This is a genomic window from Pantoea sp. C8B4, from assembly GCF_051336905.1.
Lineage (GTDB): Bacteria > Pseudomonadota > Gammaproteobacteria > Enterobacterales > Enterobacteriaceae > Pantoea > Pantoea rwandensis_B.
This window is the reverse complement of the sequence record NZ_JBGMNK010000012.1, coordinates 1-19,738: the sequence shown is the minus strand read 5'-3', so window position 1 is coordinate 19,738 and position 19,738 is coordinate 1. Positions and strand designations below refer to the sequence as shown.

The 19,738-nt window shown below is 52.5% G+C and carries 17 protein-coding genes; 6 read left to right on the top strand and 11 right to left on the bottom strand.

Going from position 1 to position 19,738, the window contains the following annotated elements:
* Positions 1-96: 96 nt before the first annotated feature.
* The 5 genes from fabY to typA all read right to left on the bottom strand — a co-directional run bounded on the left by fabY (position 97) and on the right by typA (position 5,011).
* Entirely contained in the window at positions 97-1,044 is a 948-nt protein-coding gene (gene fabY, locus ACCW76_RS15255; protein ID WP_038644013.1) for a fatty acid biosynthesis protein FabY, read from the bottom strand.
* A 59-nt stretch (positions 1,045-1,103) separates the two neighbouring features.
* The gene (gene dtd / locus ACCW76_RS15250; protein ID WP_038644012.1) at positions 1,104-1,541 is read right to left on the bottom strand and encodes a D-aminoacyl-tRNA deacylase; all 438 of its coding nucleotides are present in this window, start codon (positions 1,539-1,541) and stop codon (positions 1,104-1,106) included.
* A complete protein-coding gene (locus ACCW76_RS15245; RefSeq protein ID WP_045815735.1) occupies positions 1,538-2,410 on the bottom strand; it encodes a virulence factor BrkB family protein in 873 nt (290 codons plus the stop codon). The genes dtd and ACCW76_RS15245 overlap by 4 nt, the downstream gene beginning before the upstream one ends.
* Positions 2,411-3,007, bottom strand: coding sequence for a glucose-1-phosphatase (yihX, locus tag ACCW76_RS15240; protein WP_038644008.1), 597 nt, complete (start codon positions 3,005-3,007; stop codon positions 2,411-2,413).
* Positions 3,008-3,190: 183 nt separating this feature from the next.
* Entirely contained in the window at positions 3,191-5,011 is a 1,821-nt protein-coding gene (gene typA / locus ACCW76_RS15235) for a ribosome-dependent GTPase TypA (RefSeq protein WP_436339043.1), read from the bottom strand.
* Positions 5,012-5,451: 440 nt separating this feature from the next.
* Between typA and glnA the strand changes: the two genes are divergently transcribed.
* The 3 genes from glnA to glnG all read left to right on the top strand — a co-directional run bounded on the left by glnA (position 5,452) and on the right by glnG (position 9,514).
* A complete protein-coding gene (glnA, locus tag ACCW76_RS15230; protein WP_034823901.1) occupies positions 5,452-6,861 on the top strand; it encodes a glutamate--ammonia ligase in 1,410 nt (469 codons plus the stop codon).
* Positions 6,862-7,047: 186 nt separating this feature from the next.
* Positions 7,048-8,097, top strand: a complete 1,050-nt coding sequence (gene glnL, locus ACCW76_RS15225; protein WP_034823903.1) for a nitrogen regulation protein NR(II) — start codon at positions 7,048-7,050, stop codon at positions 8,095-8,097.
* 7 nt (positions 8,098-8,104) lie between these two features.
* A complete protein-coding gene (glnG, locus tag ACCW76_RS15220; protein ID WP_034823905.1) occupies positions 8,105-9,514 on the top strand; it encodes a nitrogen regulation protein NR(I) in 1,410 nt (469 codons plus the stop codon).
* Between the two features lie 35 nt (positions 9,515-9,549).
* Here glnG and hemN read toward each other — a convergent pair whose 3' ends face one another.
* On the bottom strand, positions 9,550-10,923 hold the full coding sequence (gene hemN, locus ACCW76_RS15215; protein WP_436339040.1) for an oxygen-independent coproporphyrinogen III oxidase: 1,374 nt from the start codon (positions 10,921-10,923) through the stop codon (positions 9,550-9,552).
* 235 nt (positions 10,924-11,158) lie between these two features.
* Complete coding sequence (gene yihI / locus ACCW76_RS15210) at positions 11,159-11,680, bottom strand: Der GTPase-activating protein YihI (protein ID WP_045815738.1); 522 nt, start codon at positions 11,678-11,680, stop codon at positions 11,159-11,161.
* 550 nt (positions 11,681-12,230) lie between these two features.
* On the opposite strand from yihI, the gene yihA reads away from it, so the two are divergent.
* Positions 12,231-12,869, top strand: a complete 639-nt coding sequence (gene yihA, locus ACCW76_RS15205; protein WP_045815739.1) for a ribosome biogenesis GTP-binding protein YihA/YsxC — start codon at positions 12,231-12,233, stop codon at positions 12,867-12,869.
* 408 nt (positions 12,870-13,277) lie between these two features.
* On the opposite strand, the gene polA is transcribed toward yihA, so the two are convergent.
* From polA to ACCW76_RS15185, 4 genes are all read right to left on the bottom strand, one after another.
* Complete coding sequence (gene polA / locus ACCW76_RS15200; protein ID WP_436339038.1) at positions 13,278-16,067, bottom strand: DNA polymerase I; 2,790 nt, start codon at positions 16,065-16,067, stop codon at positions 13,278-13,280.
* A 366-nt stretch (positions 16,068-16,433) separates the two neighbouring features.
* Entirely contained in the window at positions 16,434-17,063 is a 630-nt protein-coding gene (gene dsbA, locus ACCW76_RS15195; protein ID WP_038644001.1) for a thiol:disulfide interchange protein DsbA, read from the bottom strand.
* Between the two features lie 26 nt (positions 17,064-17,089).
* Positions 17,090-18,076, bottom strand: a complete 987-nt coding sequence (locus ACCW76_RS15190) for a serine/threonine protein kinase (protein WP_436339098.1) — start codon at positions 18,074-18,076, stop codon at positions 17,090-17,092.
* A gap of 46 nt (positions 18,077-18,122) precedes the next feature.
* A complete protein-coding gene (locus ACCW76_RS15185) occupies positions 18,123-18,398 on the bottom strand; it encodes a YihD family protein (RefSeq protein WP_038643998.1) in 276 nt (91 codons plus the stop codon).
* A 70-nt stretch (positions 18,399-18,468) separates the two neighbouring features.
* Here ACCW76_RS15185 and mobA point away from each other — a divergent pair, with 70 nt between their 5' ends.
* Together mobA and mobB are read left to right on the top strand one after the other, a co-directional pair.
* Positions 18,469-19,041: a molybdenum cofactor guanylyltransferase MobA gene (mobA, locus tag ACCW76_RS15180; protein WP_436339036.1), complete on the top strand. Its 573-nt coding sequence runs from the start codon at positions 18,469-18,471 to the stop codon at positions 19,039-19,041.
* The gene (mobB, locus tag ACCW76_RS15175) at positions 19,041-19,547 is read left to right on the top strand and encodes a molybdopterin-guanine dinucleotide biosynthesis protein MobB (RefSeq protein WP_436339034.1); all 507 of its coding nucleotides are present in this window, start codon (positions 19,041-19,043) and stop codon (positions 19,545-19,547) included. Before mobA ends, mobB begins: the two co-directional genes overlap by 1 nt.
* Positions 19,548-19,738 lie beyond the last annotated feature (191 nt).

Here is a 19,738-nt window from a genome sequence, read left to right as displayed (position 1 = left end):
GCGTATCAGTAGCGACACCCTGTCGCTCACCGATGCGCCATTCTTCGCGCTGCTACCGATTGAGCTTGAAGATGGCTACAACGTAATCTGCACGCATTAATTAATGCGTGCACCCGAGCCACCCTCTTCTAATGCACCATCTGCATCGGCTGGCAGTACGATATATACCCCTTCAAACACCGCACCCAGCTCATCATCACCAAACAGTTCCACTTCCATCTGAACGCGCGCTTTACGACCACGCGCCAGACGGTCAAGGTCGCCACTCAGTGAACCGAGATCGGCAATCGCGCCAGGACGCCCGCTGATCGGTTTACTGTAACGAATATGAGCATCGGCAAGGATGATAGTGCCGCCGAGATGCCGCTCACGCAGTAATAGCCAAATCAGCCCCCAGCCTGTGAGCGTAGCCAGTGAGAACAAGCTGCCAGCGAATAACGTGTGGTGCGGGTTCTGGTTGCCGGTTTCTGGCATGGTAGTAACGAACTTCTGCCCGGTATATTGCAGAATGCGCACGCCCATTTTCTCACTGAGCGGAATATGCTCGTACCAGGCCTGCTGCAACTGACCACACCAGTCAGCGCGGTGCAGGATATCATCCAGTGTCACCACCGGTTTGATCATCAGGAAATGCCGCACCGGCGTGGTTTGTGGCGCGGTGATTTCACCCTGATTGACATAGCCCAGCTTGGCGAAGAACTCCACGGCGTCTTCACGCGCGCTACAGGTCACACGCTTCGCCCCCTCCTGACGCGCAACGGATTCCAGCGTCATCGCCACCAGCGTCCCTAATCCTTTGCCCTGCACCGAAGGGTGTACGGCCAGGAAGCGGATGGCCGCTTCGTTTTCCGCATTGATATAGAGACGGCCAACCGCAACAGGATCGCCCTGCTCATCGACCACCATCTGATGATGCGCCAGCGCATCCCAGGCATCACGCTCAGAGCCCTGCGGCTGACGCAGCGGCTTACGTAACATTTCCCAGCGGAACTGATAATAAGTATCCAGTTCTTCCGCCGTTTGCGGCACACGAAGATGATACATAAAGTGATTCTCTCGTTCGGAGCTTGCGTGGCTGATCCCTGGCCGCTCGGCTGAAAACCTCACACCTGCAACCAGAAGGTCACTGGACCATCATTCACCAGTGAAACCTGCATGTTGGCAGCAAAACGACCGTTCGCCGTGGTCACACCCTGTGCCCGGCAACACTCGCTGAAATGGTAATAGAGACGTTCGGCTTCCGCCGGTTCGGCACCACCTGAGAATGAGGGACGCATGCCTTTGTTGGTGTCGGCGGCAAGAGTGAATTGCGAAACCACCAGCACGCTGCCACCGGCCTGCTGTACGTTCAGGTTCATTTTGTCGTTCTCATCACCGAAGATGCGATAACCCAGCACACGTTCAGACAACCGCTGGGCCTTTTGTTCGTCATCGCCCTTCTCCACCCCTAACAACACCAGCAAACCGGCGCCAATCTCACCCACCGTCGCGTCATCCACCACGACGCTGGCGCGGCTGACGCGCTGAATCAAAGCAATCATGTTTCCTCTCGTTCTTTTTCGCGTTCCTGCTGTTTTAGCTGGCGATAGTCATCCAGGGTGACGGTGATTTCCGCGCCTAACAACACAATACACCAGGTCCAGTAAACCCATAAAAACAGAATCGGGATGACTGCCAGTACGCCGTAAATTAATTGATACGAAGGGAACATCGTAACATAGAGCGCAAACCCTTTTTTGCCCAGCTCAAACAGCAGCCCGGCGACAATCGCACCGACCAGTGCATCACGCGTTGGCACACGGCGCGTCGGGACGATGCTGTAGAGCAACCAGAACGCGAGGATAGCGAGCACCAGAGGGAAGATTCGTAATACCTGATCGATAAGGCTGGTCACGCCAGTGACATTGACCCAGCGCAGCGATAACAAGTAAGAGCTGATGGCCAGACTGGCACCGGCCAGTATCGGGCCCAGCGTCAGGATCATCCAGTAGACAGCAAAGGAGTAAACCATTGGCCGTGGTTTAGTACTGCGCCAAATCGCATTGAGTGCGCTGTCCACCGAGTGCATTAGCAACAGCGCGGTCACGATCAATCCGACAATCCCCACCGCTGTCATTTTATTGACGTTGGCCACAAACTGATCGAGGTAGCGCTGGATAACGTCACCGGCTGCCGGCATAAAATTGCTGAAGATGAAGTGTTTAAGCTGGACGCTGATCTCCGAAAACATCGGGAAAGCGGCAAAAAGCGCAAACACCACGGCGATCAGCGGCACCAAAGCCAGCAATGAGACGTAGGCCAGATTCCCGGCCTGCGTCGTCATGTTGTCTTCATCAACGCGGCGCCACAGCAGTTTGACCCACAGGAAAAACGCGTGCGCCGAATGGCGCAAATGGTTACGTGTTACCACTCAGCGACGGCTCGCGAACCAGTCCGGCACAGTTTTCGCGTCTTCCACCAGCACGCTCTCAATCCCCAGAGCGCGGGCCGCATCAATGTTGGCGCGATTATCATCAAAGAACACCGCCTGATCGGCGGTATAGCCTTCGTGCTCAAGCACATATTGATAGATACGCGCCTCTGGCTTGCGCATGCCTATATCTTGCGACATATAGACATGATCGGCTGCCTGTTGCACTTCCGGATATTGCGTTGGCCAGAACTCAAAGTGCAACTGATTGGTGTTGGACAGGATCACCACACGCTCGCCATTAGCGCGCAGTGTGTTCATGATCGCCAGCGTTTCCGGACGCACACCGACAAACACCGCCTGCCAGCCCGCGGTGAATTGCGGATAGCTCAAGGCGATATCCAGTTGATCACAGATACGTGCCGCAAACTCGGGATCGCTGATCTCACCACGTTCGTGTTTCTCGAATGCTTCATCCATCTGGAAGCGACTTTGTAATGTCGCCAGCGGCACACGTCCCAGGTCACTCCAGACGCCGAGCACGCGATTAAAATCGATATCAACAATCACATTGCCTAAATCAAAGATGTACAGCATGACGCCTCTCCTTCTATTCCCTGGATCATTCACTCTAGCGGCAAAAAGCATTACTGAACAGGTACGATGAGGAGGAAATAAGCGTTCTGGAATCGGGGACAACTTTCACAAAGCGAGCGTTGCAGCGGGTTGCAGGCACAAAAAAGCCCCGCGATGCGGGGCTTAAATATCAGACTGTTTCGCTTACTCTTTACCGCCGCGAGACGCACGCTTACGGTCGTTCTCGGTCAGGTGACGTTTACGAATACGGACTGACTGCGGAGTCACTTCTACCAGTTCGTCATCATCGATGAACTCGATAGCCTGTTCCAGAGTCATCTTCTGAGGCGGAACCAGAGTGGTTGCTTCATCGGTACCTGACGCACGCATGTTAGTCAGTTTTTTACCGGTCAGGCAGTTTACAGTCAGGTCGTTTGAACGGCTGTGAATACCGATGATCTGGCCTTCATAAACCTCAGCACCGTGACCCAGGAACAGCTTACCGCGATCCTGCAGGCTGAACAGTGCGAATGCGACTGCTTTACCCTGGCCGTTAGAGATCAGTACACCGTTCTGACGCTGGCCCACTTCGCCTGGACGAACATCGTCGTAGTGGCTGAAGGTGGAGTACAGCAGACCGGTACCTGAAGTCATGGTCATGAATTCGTTACGGAAGCCAATCAAACCACGGCTTGGGATGCTGTAGTCAAGACGCACACGGCCTTTGCCATCTGGGTCCATGTTCTTCAGATCGCCTTTACGCTCACCCATTGCCTGCATCACAGAACCCTGGTGGGTTTCTTCGATGTCGAGGGTTACGTTCTCGAATGGCTCCTGCTTGCGGCCTTCATGTTCACGGAAGATAACTTTCGGACGGGATACCGCCAGTTCGAAACCTTCACGACGCATGTTTTCGATCAGAACAGACAGGTGCAGCTCACCACGACCAGAAACGCGGAATGCATCCGAGTCTTCGGTTTCGTCAACGCGCAGAGCAACGTTGTGAACCAGTTCTTTATTCAGACGCTCCAGGATCTGGCGCGAGGTCACGAACTTACCTTCTTTACCGCAGAAAGGTGAGGTGTTGACGTTAAAGAACATGGTTACGGTTGGCTCATCGACGCTCAGGGCTGGCAGCGCTTCCACATTCTGCGTGTCGCAGATGGTGTCAGAGATGTTCAGCTCGCCCAGGCCAGTTACCGCGATGATATCGCCAGCTTCTGCTTCGGTGCTTTCAATACGTTCCAGACCGAGGTGGCCCAGTACTTTACCGACTTTACCGTTACGGGTTTTGCCTGCGCTATCAATGATAGTGACCTGCTGGTTCGGCTTGATTTTACCGCGCTTGATGCGGCCAATGCCGATAACGCCCAGGTAGTTGTTGTAGTCCAGCTGCGAGATCTGCATCTGCAGTGGGGCTTCAACTTCAACCTGTGGTGGAGAAACACGATCCACAATCGCCTGGTACAGCGGGGTCATGTCGTCTGCCATGTCGTTGTGATCCAGACCGGCGATACCATTCAGCGCTGACGCATAAATGATAGGGAAGTCCAGCTGCTCGTCAGTCGCGTCGAGGTTAACGAACAGGTCAAACACCTGATCAACAACCCAATCAGGACGCGCGCCAGGACGGTCAACTTTGTTGATGACTACAATCGGCTTCAAACCATGAGCAAAGGCTTTTTTGGTTACGAAGCGGGTTTGCGGCATAGGGCCATCCATCGCATCTACAACCAGCAGCACCGAGTCCACCATGGACATAACACGTTCCACTTCACCACCGAAGTCGGCGTGTCCTGGGGTATCAACGATGTTGATACGGTAGTCGTTCCATTTGATGGCGGTGTTTTTTGCGAGGATGGTAATCCCACGCTCTTTCTCCAAATCGTTGGAGTCCATTACGCGCTCAGTCGCTTCGGTACGAGCATCAAAAGTACCGGACTGTTGTAACAGCTTGTCAACCAGGGTGGTCTTACCATGGTCAACGTGCGCGATGATGGCGATGTTACGCAAATTTTCGATCACAGCTTTGCCTCAGGCATTATAGAAATAACGCGGTATTGTACACGGATTAAGCGAAAGACTGAACATGATCACAGTATTCCCTTAAAGTTTATCTTAGTGCTGTTTTTTAGCACCAATAACGGTGCATTAATCTGCACTGCGATGGGGTTTTGCACCTTTTTGGGGCGATAATTGATCTATGAGGCACCAAATTAGTGCGCACCATCCATACTGGTGCAGTGACCGACTCACGAAAGAGCGCGTCACAGCGCCATTTTTACCATTGTAATAAAGTTGGCACAGAATTCGCTTTATAACTTTCAAGCGAAAACGACAGTTATACAACGGTTGAAAAGAGCTTGCCGAGATCTTGGTTAGGGGTGGTCAGTAAGCGTGACACATTCCAGGCAACGAAGTTCTCTCACCATGACGATTATGACCATTTCCAGGAGAGTTTAAGTATGTCCGCTGAACACGTCCTCTCGATGATGAACGAGCACGAAGTTAAGTTTGTTGACCTGCGTTTTACCGATACCAAAGGTAAAGAACAGCACGTTACTATCCCTGCTCACCAGGTTAACGCTGACTTCTTCGAAGAAGGCAAAATGTTCGATGGCTCATCCATCGGTGGCTGGAAAGGCATTAACGAATCAGACATGGTGCTGATGCCGGATGCGACCACTGCGGTTATGGACCCGTTCTTCGAAGATCCAACGCTGATCATCCGTTGTGACATCCTCGAGCCAGGCACGCTGCAGGGCTACGACCGTGACCCACGCTCCATTGCTAAACGTGCAGAAGAGTTCCTGCGTTCTTCAGGCATCGCGGATACCGTGCTGTTTGGACCTGAGCCAGAGTTCTTCCTGTTCGATGACATCCGTTTCGGTTCTTCTACTTCAGGTTCACACGTCGCTATCGATGATATCGAAGCCGCATGGAACACCGGTAAAGAATACGAAGGCGGAAACAAAGGTCACCGTCCAGGTCTGAAAGGCGGTTACTTCCCGGTTCCACCGGTCGACTCAGCTCAGGACATCCGTTCTGCTATGTGTCTGACCATGGAGCAGATGGGTCTGGTGGTTGAAGCTCACCACCACGAAGTTGCAACAGCAGGTCAGAACGAAGTGGCTACCCGCTTCAACACCATGACCAAAAAAGCTGACGAAATTCAGATCTACAAATACGTGGTGCACAACGTTGCTCACGCGTACGGCAAAACAGCAACCTTCATGCCTAAGCCAATGTTCGGCGATAACGGTTCTGGTATGCACTGCCACATGTCCCTGTCAAAAGGCGGCGTGAACCTGTTCTCTGGCGACAAGTACGGCGGCCTGTCTGAAACTGCTCTGTTCTACATCGGCGGTATCATCAAGCACGCTAAAGCGATCAACGCCCTGGCTAACCCAACCACCAACTCGTACAAGCGTCTGGTCCCGGGTTACGAAGCACCGGTTATGCTGGCTTACTCAGCACGTAACCGTTCAGCTTCAATCCGTATCCCAGTGGTTGCGAGCCCGAAAGCACGTCGTATCGAAGCACGCTTCCCGGATCCAGCGGCTAACCCGTACCTGGCCTTCACCGCGCTGCTGATGGCGGGTCTTGATGGTGTTATCAACAAGATCCACCCTGGCGATGCGATGGACAAAAACCTGTATGACCTGCCTCCGGAAGAAGAAGCTGAGATTCCAAAAGTTGCAGGCTCTCTGGAAGAAGCACTGAACGCACTGAACGAAGACCGCGAGTTCCTGACCCGTGGCGGCGTGTTCACTGATGACGCAATCGACGCGTACATCGAACTGCGTAAGCCAGAAGTTGACCGCGTGCGCATGACTCCGCACCCAGTTGAGTTCGAACTGTACTACAGCGTTTAATTTAAAAAATTTCAGCGCATTTCACGCCGCTTATTGGCGGCGTAAATAACCTGAACGTTTTTTTGTTGCCGTGGAAACTTTAGCCCATCTCCGGATGGGCTTTTTTCACCGCGAATTCATCGTTCGAATGATAGTTTTCAGTCCCAAAAGGCTATAATGCACTAATTTAGTGCAGAGGAACGCTGTATGGCAACTGGCACATTGCCCGACGCGGGGCAGATTCTTAACTCTCTAATCAACAGTATTTTGCTGGTCGATAACGATCTGGTTATCCATTATGCCAACCCGGCAGCGCAGCAATTACTGGCACAAAGCTCACGCAAATTGTTCGGCACGCCATTACCGGAATTAACCGGCTATTTTTCGCTGAATATTGAGGTGATGAGCGAGAGTCTTGGAGCAGGCCAGGGCTTTACCGACAGCGAAGTGACGTTAGTGGTCGATGGCCGCGCGCACATTATGTCGCTGACCGCGCAGCGTCTACCCGATGGCCTTATCCTGCTGGAAATGGCGCCGATGGATAATCAACGCCGTCTCAGCCAGGAACAGCTGCAACATGCTCAGCAGGTCGCCGCACGTGATTTAGTGCGCGGACTGGCGCATGAGATTAAAAACCCGCTCGGAGGTTTACGTGGCGCCGCGCAGTTATTAACGCGTGCTCTGCCCGATCCTTCGCTGCATGAATATACCCGGATTATTATCGAACAGGCGGACCGCCTGCGTAATCTGGTTGATCGTTTACTGGGGCCCCAACAGCCCGGTATGCACGTCACACAAAGCATTCATCAGGTGGCGGAGCGCGTGGTGAATCTGGTCTCGATGGAGCTGCCGGACAATGTCTCGCTGGTGCGTGATTACGACCCGAGCCTGCCCGAACTGCCACACGATCCCGATCAGATTGAACAGGTGCTGCTCAACGTGGTGCGTAATGCGCTGCAGGCGCTGGGTGACGAAGGCGGCACTATCGTGATCCGTACCCGTACCGCGTTTCAGCTGACGCTGCACGGCACCCGTTATCGTCTGGTGGCGCGTATCGATATTGAAGATGATGGCCCTGGGATTCCTGCTCAGCTACAGGACACGCTGTTCTATCCGATGGTGAGTGGTCGTGAAGGAGGAACCGGTTTAGGTCTCTCCATCGCCCGCAGCCTGATCGATCAGCATTCAGGAAAAATAGAATTTAACAGTTGGCCAGGACACACCGAATTCTCGGTTTACCTGCCTATTCGCCAGTGAGGTTTCTATGCAACGAGGGATAGTCTGGATCGTCGATGACGATAGCTCCATCCGCTGGGTGCTTGAACGTGCGCTCACTGGAGCCGGTTTGAGCTGCGCGACATTTGACAGCGGCAATGAGGTGCTGGATGCACTCTCAAGTAAAACCCCAGATGTATTGTTATCGGATATTCGCATGCCGGGCATGGATGGGCTGGCGCTGCTGAAACAGATTAAACAGCGTCACCCGATGCTGCCGGTCATCATTATGACGGCGCATTCGGATCTCGATGCCGCCGTCAGCGCTTATCAACAAGGCGCGTTCGATTACCTGCCAAAGCCGTTTGATATTGATGAGGCGGTCGCGCTGGTTGAACGTGCGATCAGCCATTATCAGGAGCAGCAGCAGCCGCGTAATCAACCGGTGAGCGGCCCGACTACGGACATCATCGGCGAAGCGCCGGCGATGCAGGATGTGTTTCGCATCATCGGCCGTTTGTCGCGATCTTCCATCAGCGTGCTGATTAATGGTGAATCGGGTACCGGTAAAGAGTTAGTGGCGCATGCACTGCATCGCCACAGCCCGCGTGCCAAATCACCGTTTATCGCGCTGAATATGGCGGCGATCCCGAAAGACCTGATCGAATCCGAATTGTTCGGGCATGAGAAAGGGGCCTTTACCGGGGCGAATCAGATCCGTCAGGGCCGTTTTGAACAGGCCGATGGGGGTACACTGTTTCTTGATGAAATAGGTGACATGCCGCTCGACGTGCAAACCCGATTGCTGCGCGTGTTGGCCGATGGCCAGTTCTATCGCGTGGGCGGCTATGCACCGGTGAAAGTGGATGTGCGTATTATCGCGGCAACCCACCAAAATCTCGAACTGCGCGTGCAGGAAGGCAAGTTCCGTGAGGATTTATTCCATCGTCTGAACGTGATTCGCGTGCATCTGCCGCCATTGCGCGAACGTCGCGAGGATATCCCACGTCTGGCGCGTTACTTCCTGCAAGTCGCCGCGCGTGAGTTGGGTGTTGAAGCGAAGATTCTGCATCCGGAGACGGAAACAGCGCTGACGCGTCTGCATTGGTCCGGTAACGTGCGCCAGCTGGAGAATACCTGCCGCTGGCTAACCGTGATGGCTGCAGGCCAGGAAGTGTTGATTCAGGATCTGCCGCCAGAGCTGTTTGAGTCAAGCACGCCGGACAATCCGGTGCAGTCGCTGCCGGACAGCTGGGCCACCCTGCTGGCACAATGGGCGGACCGCGCACTGCGTTCCGGTCATCAAAACCTGCTCTCTGAAGCGCAGCCGGAGATGGAGCGCACACTGCTCACCACCGCTCTGCGTCACACTCAGGGTCACAAGCAGGAAGCCGCACGTTTACTGGGTTGGGGTCGTAATACTCTGACGCGTAAACTGAAAGAGCTGGGAATGGAATAAGTGAGAACCAGGGGAGCGCGATGCTCCCCTGATTTTTATATCACCCGCGAGAACTGCTGCATGCGAGCCTTTTGACGCAGATAGCGATCAAAGCACATGCAAATATTGCGAATCAGTAAACGCCCAATTCCTGTGACCTGCAGGCGACGACCACGCTGTTCCAGCAAGCCATCCGCCATCAATGGCGCCAGTAACGCTAAATCTTCCGCAAAATAGGCTTCAAAAGTGATGGGCCATTGCGCTTCAATTGCCGCAAAATCTAATGAGAAATTGCAGATCAACGTCTTGATGACATCACGGCGCAGGCAGTCATCGTCACTCAGTGTCAAACCACGCCATAGCGCGTTCCCACTCTGCTCTACGCTGGCATAGTAAGCCTTCAGCTCTTTTTGGTTCTGCGCATAACTGCCTCCCAGCATACTGATCGCCGAGACACCGAATCCCACCAGCTCGGTTTCGCCTTGCGTGGTGTACCCCTGAAAATTGCGGTGCAGTTCACCCGCACGCTGCGCGATGGCCAGCTCATCATTCGGTTTAGCAAAGTGGTCCATCCCGATGAACTGATAGCCTGCATCGGTCAAGGTGCCAATGGTTTGCTGCAGGATTTGCAGCTTCTGTTCCGCACCAGGTAGCTCTTCATTTTTGATTTTGCGTTGTGCAGCAAACAGCGTCGGCATGTGCGCGTAATTGAATACGCTGAGTCGATCGGGATTAAGCGCGATGACTCGCTGTAAGGTGAAGGCAAAACTTTCGGGCGTCTGCAGCGGCAGGCCGTAAATCAGATCCAGGCTCACGGAGCGGAACCCTCGCGCACGTGCTCGTTCAACCAACCCAAAGATAGTCTCTTCATCCTGCACGCGGTTGACGCGCTCCTGCACCGCTTTATTAAAGTCCTGCACACCCATACTCAGGCGATTGAAACCTTCAGCACGCAGATGATCGATCATCTCCAGCTCAATTTCGCGTGGATCGACTTCGATAGACATCTCAACATCATCAGCAATGTCAAAATGGCCACGCAGCAGCGCCACCAGCCGGCTGACCTGAGCTTGATTGAGAAAGGTTGGCGTACCACCGCCCCAGTGCAACTGCGTGACGCGGCGTCCGGCAAACAGCGGCGCACGCTGGTGGATTTCCTGCTCCAGCACATCCAGATAGCGATCGGCCTTGTGCAGCTGGCGCGTCACAATCTTATTGCAGCCGCAGAAGTAGCAAAGGCGATGGCAGAACGGAATATGGACATACAGCGACAGGGAACGTTGAGGATAGCGTTCAACCGCAGACTGGAAGCTTGCCTCGCCAAAGTTCTCATTGAACTCCAGCGCAGTGGGGTATGAGGTGTAACGCGGTCCCGCGTAATTGTATTTTTCAATCAGCCGCTGGTCCCATTCAATCTGCTGCGATGACATGCTCACTCCTTACGGTGACGTCGTTTGAGAGAGGGTCGCGTTGCAGAAGAGGAGAGATAGCGGTGAGCCGTACGCCGGCGTAAACGCGACTTCAGACGCGACAGGCGACGAAGTTTAAACAATAACCACAGGAGATAACATGTCAGCAGCAGCGCTAAAATTGATCCAGGCCAAAGCATCAGCGAATACCTGTTTAGCGCGGCATGCGCAAAAGCGCATGCCGATCAAAAATGACTTAGTTGCCTTTTAACAAGCGCATCATATCGACTTCGGCTTGTTCATCTTCAGCACCGTCATCCAACGCGATACCGAGGGTTTCCATCAGTTCGTCAATGCGATCCAGCGTCTGATCGAGCCATGCCTGATCTTCAGCGCTGAGTGTCTCACCACTTTCCAGACGATCCAGTAAGGTGTCCAGACGTTCATCGTTTTCCAGCTTCGCCAGCTCTTCTTCCGGCGTCAGACGAACTTTTTCCGCTTTCGGTTTGGCTTTCGCTACCGGCTTTTTCTCCGGTACGGTTTTACCATCGGCCACCAGCGCAACCGGTTTTTTACTGCCGGTACGTGGATCGGCATTTTTCTGACCCTGGCCTTTGCCAGCGCCTTTGGTTTCCGGGTTCGCACGGCTGCCCGCTTTATGGCCGCTGTGCTTTTTATCGCGTTTACGATCGCGTGCTTCCTGGTTCAGTTCTTCACGCGATTTGCGTTTGGCTTTAGCAGCAGGTTTGCCACGCTGGGCTGGTGCAGGTTGCTTCATGGTGTCCGGTCTCGGCGATTTTTCTTCAGTATAGAATTGCGGCGAAATCTAGCAGAAAGATGACAAAGAAAAAAGGCGATAGCCTATGCTATCGCCTTATTTCGCACCTTCTACTGAAGGAATAACGGTATAAATCCTTTACAGCTCTCAACGTCCCGGTTGCTCCTTCGCCTCATCGCTCCTGCGAGTAATCCTTTTCCTTGTCCGACTCATACCTGAATCACATCCTGCCATGCTCCTGGTCATCCCCGACACTCCTGAGCGCATCATCCTGATGGGTGCTGCCGTGCACTGACACCAAATGTAGACCAATCAGTAAAATGAACAAGTGAGACATGTCTTTAATTTAGAGCGTTAATTTTCAATATCTATTTATCTTATTGAAAATATTACACTATATAACATGTGAACATTCTATTAATCGGTAATGGCTGGCAGTAATTATCGTCGATCTCTTACAAAATGGCGCGTTAAGACGCTATCGGGCACTTTTGCGCCATAACAGGTATAATCAGCCCAATTGACCGAATCACTTTGCTGGAGCTTTACTTTGTCTGCTTTGAATTATCACATGACCCACTTCGTGCTCAGCGCCCCGGATATTCGCCATTTACCGGCAGATGTGGGCATTGAGGTCGCGTTTGCCGGACGCTCTAACGCAGGCAAATCCAGCGCGCTGAATACCATCACCAACCAGAAAAGCCTTGCGCGTACCAGTAAAACGCCAGGTCGTACTCAGCTCATCAACCTGTTTCAGGTCGTCGAGGGGAAAACCCTGGTCGACTTACCCGGTTATGGCTACGCCGAAGTCCCGGAAGAGATGAAACGTAAATGGCAGCGTGCGTTGTCTGAATATTTGCAGAAGCGCCAGGCACTGAAAGGCCTGGTGGTGCTGATGGATATTCGCCATCCGCTGAAAGATCTCGACCAGAATATGATTGAGTGGGCAGTCCAGAGCGGCATCCCTGTACTGGTGCTGTTAACCAAAGCAGATAAGCTGGCATCTGGCGCACGTAAAGCGCAGCTCAAACTGGTGCGTGAGGCAGCATTAGGCTTTATGGGTGATGTGCAGGTAGAGATGTTCTCATCACTCAAGAAGATCGGCGTTGATATTGTTCGTCAGAAACTGGATAGCTGGTTCAGTGAACTGGAACCGGCGCAAGAAGATGAAGAAGCCCCTTCTGCGTAATGTGAAGCGCGGGTTTACGACCCGCTTTTCAGAAAAAGCCCAATAAAAAACGCCCCAGTCATAAATGACTGGGGCGGCTAAATATTCAGCCAAATCCGATTACGTGAAGTAAAAGGTCTGAAAGATAGAACATCTTACCTCTGTACCCTACGCGATGAACTTTACCTGATTTTTCCTGACCAACAAAGGGTTTTTTGTTGTTAAGTTTCAGGATTCCACATCTTTTTTACCGGGTTCGTCACACTTTGGCTTAAGGCGTGTAGTTTAATTACTGAAAAAATGCTTAGCCGATAGGCAGTTACAAAATGCGCATTTAACAAGCGGCTTTACATCGTTGCTGAACCGATTAAGTAAACTTTTTTCTTATGACGATGTCAGCGGCATGGATATACCGCCGACAATGTTTTCTTAGTGCGCCTGATCCCAATTATCGCCCGTTCCGACTTCAACCTGCAGTGGAACATCCAGCTTCATGCTGCCCTCCATCAGCTGACGGATCGTCGCACTGGCACTCTCTACCGCATCCTTATGGATCTCAAACACCAGTTCATCGTGTACCTGCATGATCATTTTCACGGCATCATCCTGCTGTTGCAGTAACCAGCCATCCACGGCGATCATCGCGCGTTTGATAATGTCCGCTGCGGTGCCCTGCATCGGGGCGTTAATCGCCGCGCGCTCTGCTGCCTTACGACGAATAGCGTTACTGGAGCTGATATCCGGTAACCACAGGCGGCGACCATCCAGTGTCTCCACATAACCCTTCTCTGCCGCCTGAGTGCGCGTCTCTTCCATGTAACGCAGTACGCCCGGATAACGCTCAAAATAGAGATCCATATACTTTTTCGCTTCGCCTGCGCCGATGTTGAGCTGGCGCGACAGACCGAAGGCGCTCATGCCGTAAATCAAGCCAAAGTTAATTGCCTTGGCACTTCGGCGTTGCTCACCTGATACCTTGCTCAGCGCGACTCCAAAGACTTCTGACGCCGTTGCGCGGTGAATGTCTTCACCCTGCGCAAACGCATCCAGCAGGCCTTTATCCTGCGACAGATGCGCCATGATGCGCAGCTCAATTTGCGAGTAGTCAGCCGCGACGATGCGATTATCTTTACCCGCAATAAAGGCCTGACGAATACGACGACCTTCATCGTTACGCACTGGGATGTTTTGCAGGTTGGGATCGGTAGATGAGAGACGCCCGGTAGCCGTGACCGCCTGATGATAGGAGGTATGCACGCGGCCAGTCATCGGATTGATCATCAAAGGCAGTTTGTCGGTATAGGTCGACTTCAGCTTAGACAGGCCACGATGTTCCAGAATCACTTTGGGCAGCGGATAGTCGAGCGCCAGTTCAGCCAGCACTTCTTCGCTGGTAGACGGTGCGCCGCCAGGGGTTTTCTTGGTAGGCTTGATGCCCTGCTTTTCAAACAGAATGGTCTGCAGCTGCTTGGTGGAGGAGAGATTAAACGGCTCACCTGCCAGCTCATGCGCTTTCAACTCCAGTTCCGCCAGACGCGTGGTCAGCTCCTGCGAGTGTTTGGCCAGAATGTTTTGATCGATCAACACGCCGTTGCGCTCAATGCGTGAAATCACAGTCACCAGCGGCATTTCGATATCAGTAAAGACCTGTTTGGGACCCGCTTCCTGCTCCAGCTTCGGCCACATTTTAAGATGCAGCTGCAACGTGACGTCTGCGTCTTCTGCTGCGTAGTGAGCGGCCTGCTCAATAGCAATCTGGTTGAAGGTCAGCTGATTTTTTCCTTTACCGGCAATCTCTTCGAAGGTGACGGTTTTATGGTTCAGCCAGCGCGAAGCCAGGCTATCCATATCATGTTTACCGCCGACGCTGCTCAGGCAATAAGATTCCAGCATGGTGTCGAATTTAATGCCGTTCAGCTCAATATCGTAGTTCTTCAGCACGCCACGATCGTATTTGAGGTTCTGGCCGACTTTTGCAGATTTAGCGTCTTCCAGTAACGGTTTTAGCTGCTTCAACACGTCATTGCGATCCAGTTGGGCTGGCGCATCAAGATAATCATGAGCCACCGGAAGATAAGCCGCTTCACCCGGCGCAACCGCAAAGGAGAGGCCGACAATGTTGGCACTCCAGCTATCCAGAGAATCGGTTTCCAGATCGAAGGCAAAGAGTTCTGCTTTTTTCAATTTTTGCAGCCACTCGTCGAAGGTTGCCTCATCGAGAATAGTGACGTAGCCGTCAGATGACAGCACGCTGGCTGTTTCAACAGCCTCAACCGCAGATTCAGTAGCCAGTGATTTCTGTGCCTGCACATTGCTCTTTTTGCCTTGCAGCCAGGTACCGTCCTGTAAATCACTGATCCAACGTTTAAATTCATAGCGGCCGAAGAGATTCTGCAGTTTTTCAACGTCCGGCTCGTTGACGGTGAGTTGCTCGCAACCCAGTTCCAGTTCTACGTCAGTCTTAATGGTCGCCAGCTGATAGGACAGGAATGCGACCTCGCGGTTCTGCTCCAGCTTCGCTGCCATGGTCTTCGCGCCACGGAACGAGAGGTCCGCCACTTTATCCAGGTTGTCATAAATTGACTGCATACCGCCTAATCCTTGCAGCAGCGCCTGTGCAGTCTTCTCACCTACGCCAGGCACACCCGGAATGTTATCCGAGCTGTCACCCATCATGGCGAGGAAATCGATAATCAGTGAAGGTGGCACACCATATTTCTGCTCGACCTCTTCCGGGCCCAATACGGTATTAGTCATGGTGTTAATCAGCGTAATGCCCGGCGTGACCAGCTGCGCCATATCTTTATCGCCAGTGCTGATCAGCACCGCACGTCCCTGCTTTTCTGCTTCCAGTGCCAGAGTACCAATCACATCATCAGCCTCAACGCCGGTTACCGCCAGCAGCGGTAATCCCATCGCTTTGACCATCTCGTGCAGCGGCTCGATCTGTGCACGCAGATCGTCGGGCATTGGCGGACGGTGCGATTTGTAGTGCTCGAATAATTCATCGCGGAAAGTTTTACCTTTCGCATCGAAGACCACGGCCACATGGCTCGGCTGATACTGCATCAGCAAACTTTTCAGCATGCTGAGTACACCGTACATCGCGCCCGTGGGCTCGCCTGCACTGTTGGTCAGCGGCGGAAAGGCATGATACGCCCGGTAGAGATAAGAGGATCCGTCTACCAGAATCAGGGGATTTTCTGCAATTTGCGCCATAGGTTCGTATTTTCTTCGTTGCGATAATGAGGGCTATAAGGATGCCACAACCAGAGAGGAATGTTGAATCAGAGCAGGGATGTCAGGATCTTTTTCATCGTTACGCGGAGTGGATCGCAAGGATCGGTCTGTGGATAACTTTGTGCGTAAAATTCATAACGTATTGTTATTTACGCTTATTGCAATCATTTTACAGATAAAAGTTATTGTTTTTCAATTTGTTATTAACTTACCGTGATGAAGTGCGCCTTTTTGAAAAGGTGATCGTCCATGTGGATATTAAGCGGAGGGTTAACAGGGATATTATGATTACGTCATCAGTAAGGGCGTAAAACGCCGACATCGCCGGCGTTTATTCGCGCTTAATTACTTCTTCTCAACCAGGAATTTCACTACGTTGGCATAATCGGCAACGAAATTGTCCATAGAGCTGGTATCCAGACCGCCGTTGTTCACCATATATTTGCCGTTCACGAAGATGGCTGGCACGCCCTGAAGATTAAGATCGGACGCCGCTTTCTGCTGCTGTGCAACCAACGCTTTCACCGCAAAGCTATTCCACGCTGCATCATAATCTTCTGACGAGATACCCGCCGCCTGGATGAAGGTGGCTTTCAGGCTAGCCGCATCGGTGATGGTTTGGGTTTTCTGAATACCGTCGAAAATCGGTGCAGTGACTTTGCTTTCCACGCCCAGCGCCATCGCTACCGCCCAGGCTTGAGTCACAACAGGACCAAAGTCTCCGCCGAGGAAATCAACGTGATATTTAGTCACTTTAGTGTCTGCTGGCAGGTTCTTTTTCACGGCATCACTCACGTGATAGACGCGTTCGAACTGGTAGCAGTGCGGGCAGAAGAAGGAGAAGAACTCCAGTACCTGTGGCTCACCAGCAACCGGCTTTGGCAGCGTGACGAATTGTTTGCCGTCATTAAACTGTGCCGCTGAGGCGCCAAATGCCAGCATTAAACCTACCAGCGCAAACATAATCTTTTTCATCGTGAAAAAATCTCCTGAGTACTTCATTAAAATTGCGGGCTAAGCTGCAACGGGGGTTGATGTAACAGCCTCTCCTGCTCGATAAATAGTGCAATCTGTCGGCGCCAGAAATCCTCATCGGTCATCCAGGGAAAGGCGCGCGGAAAAGCCGGGTCCTGCCAGCGGCGAACCACCCAGGCCAAATAATAAACCATGCGCATAGCGCGTAAAGGCTCAATCAGTGACAATTCATGTAAATCAAAGTCACTGAATTCATTATAAGCTTCCAGCAGAATATCCCACTGGATCAGCTGTTCCTGACGATCGCCGTTTACCAGCATCCACAGATCCTGCACTGCAGGCCCGTTGCGCGCATCGTCAAGATCGACAAACATCGGTCCATCGCGCCACAGGATATTACCTGGATGGCAGTCGCCATGCAGCCTGAGCGGCTGCCATTTATCATGCCAGCGCTGCTGTAAGGTGCCGATAAGTTTATCAACGGCGTTCAGCAGCGCATCTTTCAGGGCAGCCGGTACCAGCGTGCTTTGCTCCAGCCCCTGGCGAGGTTGTAAGACATACTCTTCCAGGCCGAAAGTTGGCCGCTGTTGAAACAGGCTTTGGCGACCCGTTTGATGGATACGCCCGAGAAATCGGCCCACCCACTCCATCTGTTCTTCATTATCGGTTTCATACTGTCGCCCACCCAGGCTTGGGAAAACGGCAAACATAAAACCGGCATGGTGGTTCAGCGTACTGTCCTGCAATGCCAGTGGTGCAGCAACAGGTACTTCATCGGCCAGCAGATCATGCGTGAACTGATGCTCTTCCAGAATTTGTTGCGCACTCCAGCGTTGTGGCCGATAGAACTTAGCCACATAGCGACGTTTGTCGTCATCACTAAACTGATAGACACGGTTTTCGTAGCTATTGAGGGCGGTTAAGCCGGATTCGACACGCAGACCCGCATCCCAAAGTGCATCCAGGATGACATCGGGGTCCAGCGTCTGGAAATTAAAGGCGGCTTCGCTCATCATTTTGCCTGTGTGTTACCGTTGCAAGGAATGCGCAAGGATAACACTACTCATCATCCTTAATCACACCGCGTGCACGTAATAGCGCGGTTTTGAAGTCCACTTCATAATCCTTTTTCAGTCCGGGAATTTCTGCATCGCAGCCGGCGTCACGCATTTTGAGATGGTAAATCAATATGTCATCGGTTAATTCACTTAATGGGCCACTGAAGCCTGATTCCTGCGCCAGTTTCTGTAAAAATGCCAGCAGGTTAAGGTCTGACTCCTTTTGCCAGGCCGGTTGCAGGAGTTCAAACAATTCATTAAGTCGGTGATATTTCATCATTGATTCCTCTATGCAGTGGTAGGCTGCCGTTATGCAAGTATCGTCCAGTTTGATCAAGGAGACGAAAATGACCGCATTTACCGGCGTGATCCTCGCAGGTGGGCAAGGCAGTCGTATGGGCGGCCAGGATAAAGGGCTGCTGGAGTTGCAGGGCAAACCGCTTTATCAGCACGTTCTGAAGCGTTTGATGCCACAGGTCAATATTGTGTTGATAAGCGCCAACCGTAACATTGATCGTTATCAGGCTAGCGGTTGTCAGGTCGTTACTGATTCGATGCCAGATTACCCCGGTCCGTTGGCAGGCATATTAAGTGGCTTGCAGCACAGTAAGACCGAGTGGGTCGCCTTTTGTGCCTGTGATACGCCCTGGTTACCGGAGGACTTCGTTGCACGTTTATGGCAGCAGCGCGGCGATGCGCCTGCGGTTTGGGTAAGATCAATTCTGCGCGATCATCCTGCCCTGGCGCTGGTTAATCGATCATTAGCGGAAGATCTTGAAGCCTGGCTGCTTCGGGGTGAGCGGCGTTTAATGCAGTTCTTACATGAACACGGTGGGCATGCGGTGACATTCGCGGATCCTGAATCTGCGTTTCGCAATATTAATACGCCGGACGATTTGGTTGATGAGGAGAAGCACTGATGGGTGTGCCATTACTGGCTATTGTCGCGTGGAGCGGCACCGGTAAAACCACCTTGCTGCAGCAGGTGATTCCTCTACTCAAGGCGCGTGGCATCCGTACTGGATTAATTAAACATACCCATCATCGAATGGACATCGATACGCCGGGAAAAGATAGCTATCTGCTGCGAAAAGCGGGTGCCGATCAGGTGATTGTTGCCAGCGATCAGCGCTGGGCGCTGATGTGCGAGACCCCAGATAAGCCGTTGGGTTTGACGGAACTGACCGCGCGGATGGATCATTCTGCGCTGGATCTGGTGCTGGTTGAAGGCTTTAAAGATGAACCTGTAGCCAAAATCGCGCTTTGGCGGCGTGGTGTCAAAGGTGAAGTGGCTGATTTACTGGATGGATATGTAATTGCGCTGGCCAGCGATGAGAAACTGGCGATCGACCACCCTGTTCTTGATATTAATCATCCGCTTAGCGTGGCTGATTTTATCGAAAACTGGCTTAGAACGGGTCAGTAAGCGGGAGGATTTTTGCGGGACTGGCTGAATTTCAGACGTAAAATCTCCTGGCTACAGACGTAAGAAAAACCTGGACTACCCCCTGGTTACAGACGTAAAAAAACCCTGAACTTGCGTTCAGGGTTTCTTCACTTGTTTGATGCCTGGCAGTTCCCTACTCTCGCATGGGGAGACCCCACACTACCATCGGC

Bases quoted from the DNA above. Each gene is read 5' to 3' on its own strand.
- ACCW76_RS15185 (WP_038643998.1), bottom strand. From the start codon at position 18,398: ATGAAATATCACCGACTTAATGAATTGTTTGAACTCCTGCAACCGGCC.
- yihX (WP_038644008.1), bottom strand. From the start codon at position 3,007: ATGCTGTACATCTTTGATTTAGGCAATGTGATTGTTGATATCGATTTT.
- mobA (WP_436339036.1), top strand. From the start codon at position 18,469: ATGACCGCATTTACCGGCGTGATCCTCGCAGGTGGGCAAGGCAGTCGT.
- fabY (WP_038644013.1), bottom strand. From the start codon at position 1,044: ATGTATCATCTTCGTGTGCCGCAAACGGCGGAAGAACTGGATACTTAT.
- glnA (WP_034823901.1), top strand. From the start codon at position 5,452: ATGTCCGCTGAACACGTCCTCTCGATGATGAACGAGCACGAAGTTAAG.
- mobB (WP_436339034.1), top strand. From the start codon at position 19,041: ATGGGTGTGCCATTACTGGCTATTGTCGCGTGGAGCGGCACCGGTAAA.
- glnG (WP_034823905.1), top strand. From the start codon at position 8,105: ATGCAACGAGGGATAGTCTGGATCGTCGATGACGATAGCTCCATCCGC.
- hemN (WP_436339040.1), bottom strand. From the start codon at position 10,923: ATGTCATCGCAGCAGATTGAATGGGACCAGCGGCTGATTGAAAAATAC.
- dsbA (WP_038644001.1), bottom strand. From the start codon at position 17,063: ATGAAAAAGATTATGTTTGCGCTGGTAGGTTTAATGCTGGCATTTGGC.
- glnL (WP_034823903.1), top strand. From the start codon at position 7,048: ATGGCAACTGGCACATTGCCCGACGCGGGGCAGATTCTTAACTCTCTA.
- dtd (WP_038644012.1), bottom strand. From the start codon at position 1,541: ATGATTGCTTTGATTCAGCGCGTCAGCCGCGCCAGCGTCGTGGTGGAT.
- polA (WP_436339038.1), bottom strand. From the start codon at position 16,067: ATGGCGCAAATTGCAGAAAATCCCCTGATTCTGGTAGACGGATCCTCT.
- yihI (WP_045815738.1), bottom strand. From the start codon at position 11,680: ATGAAGCAACCTGCACCAGCCCAGCGTGGCAAACCTGCTGCTAAAGCC.
- ACCW76_RS15190 (WP_436339098.1), bottom strand. From the start codon at position 18,076: ATGAGCGAAGCCGCCTTTAATTTCCAGACGCTGGACCCCGATGTCATC.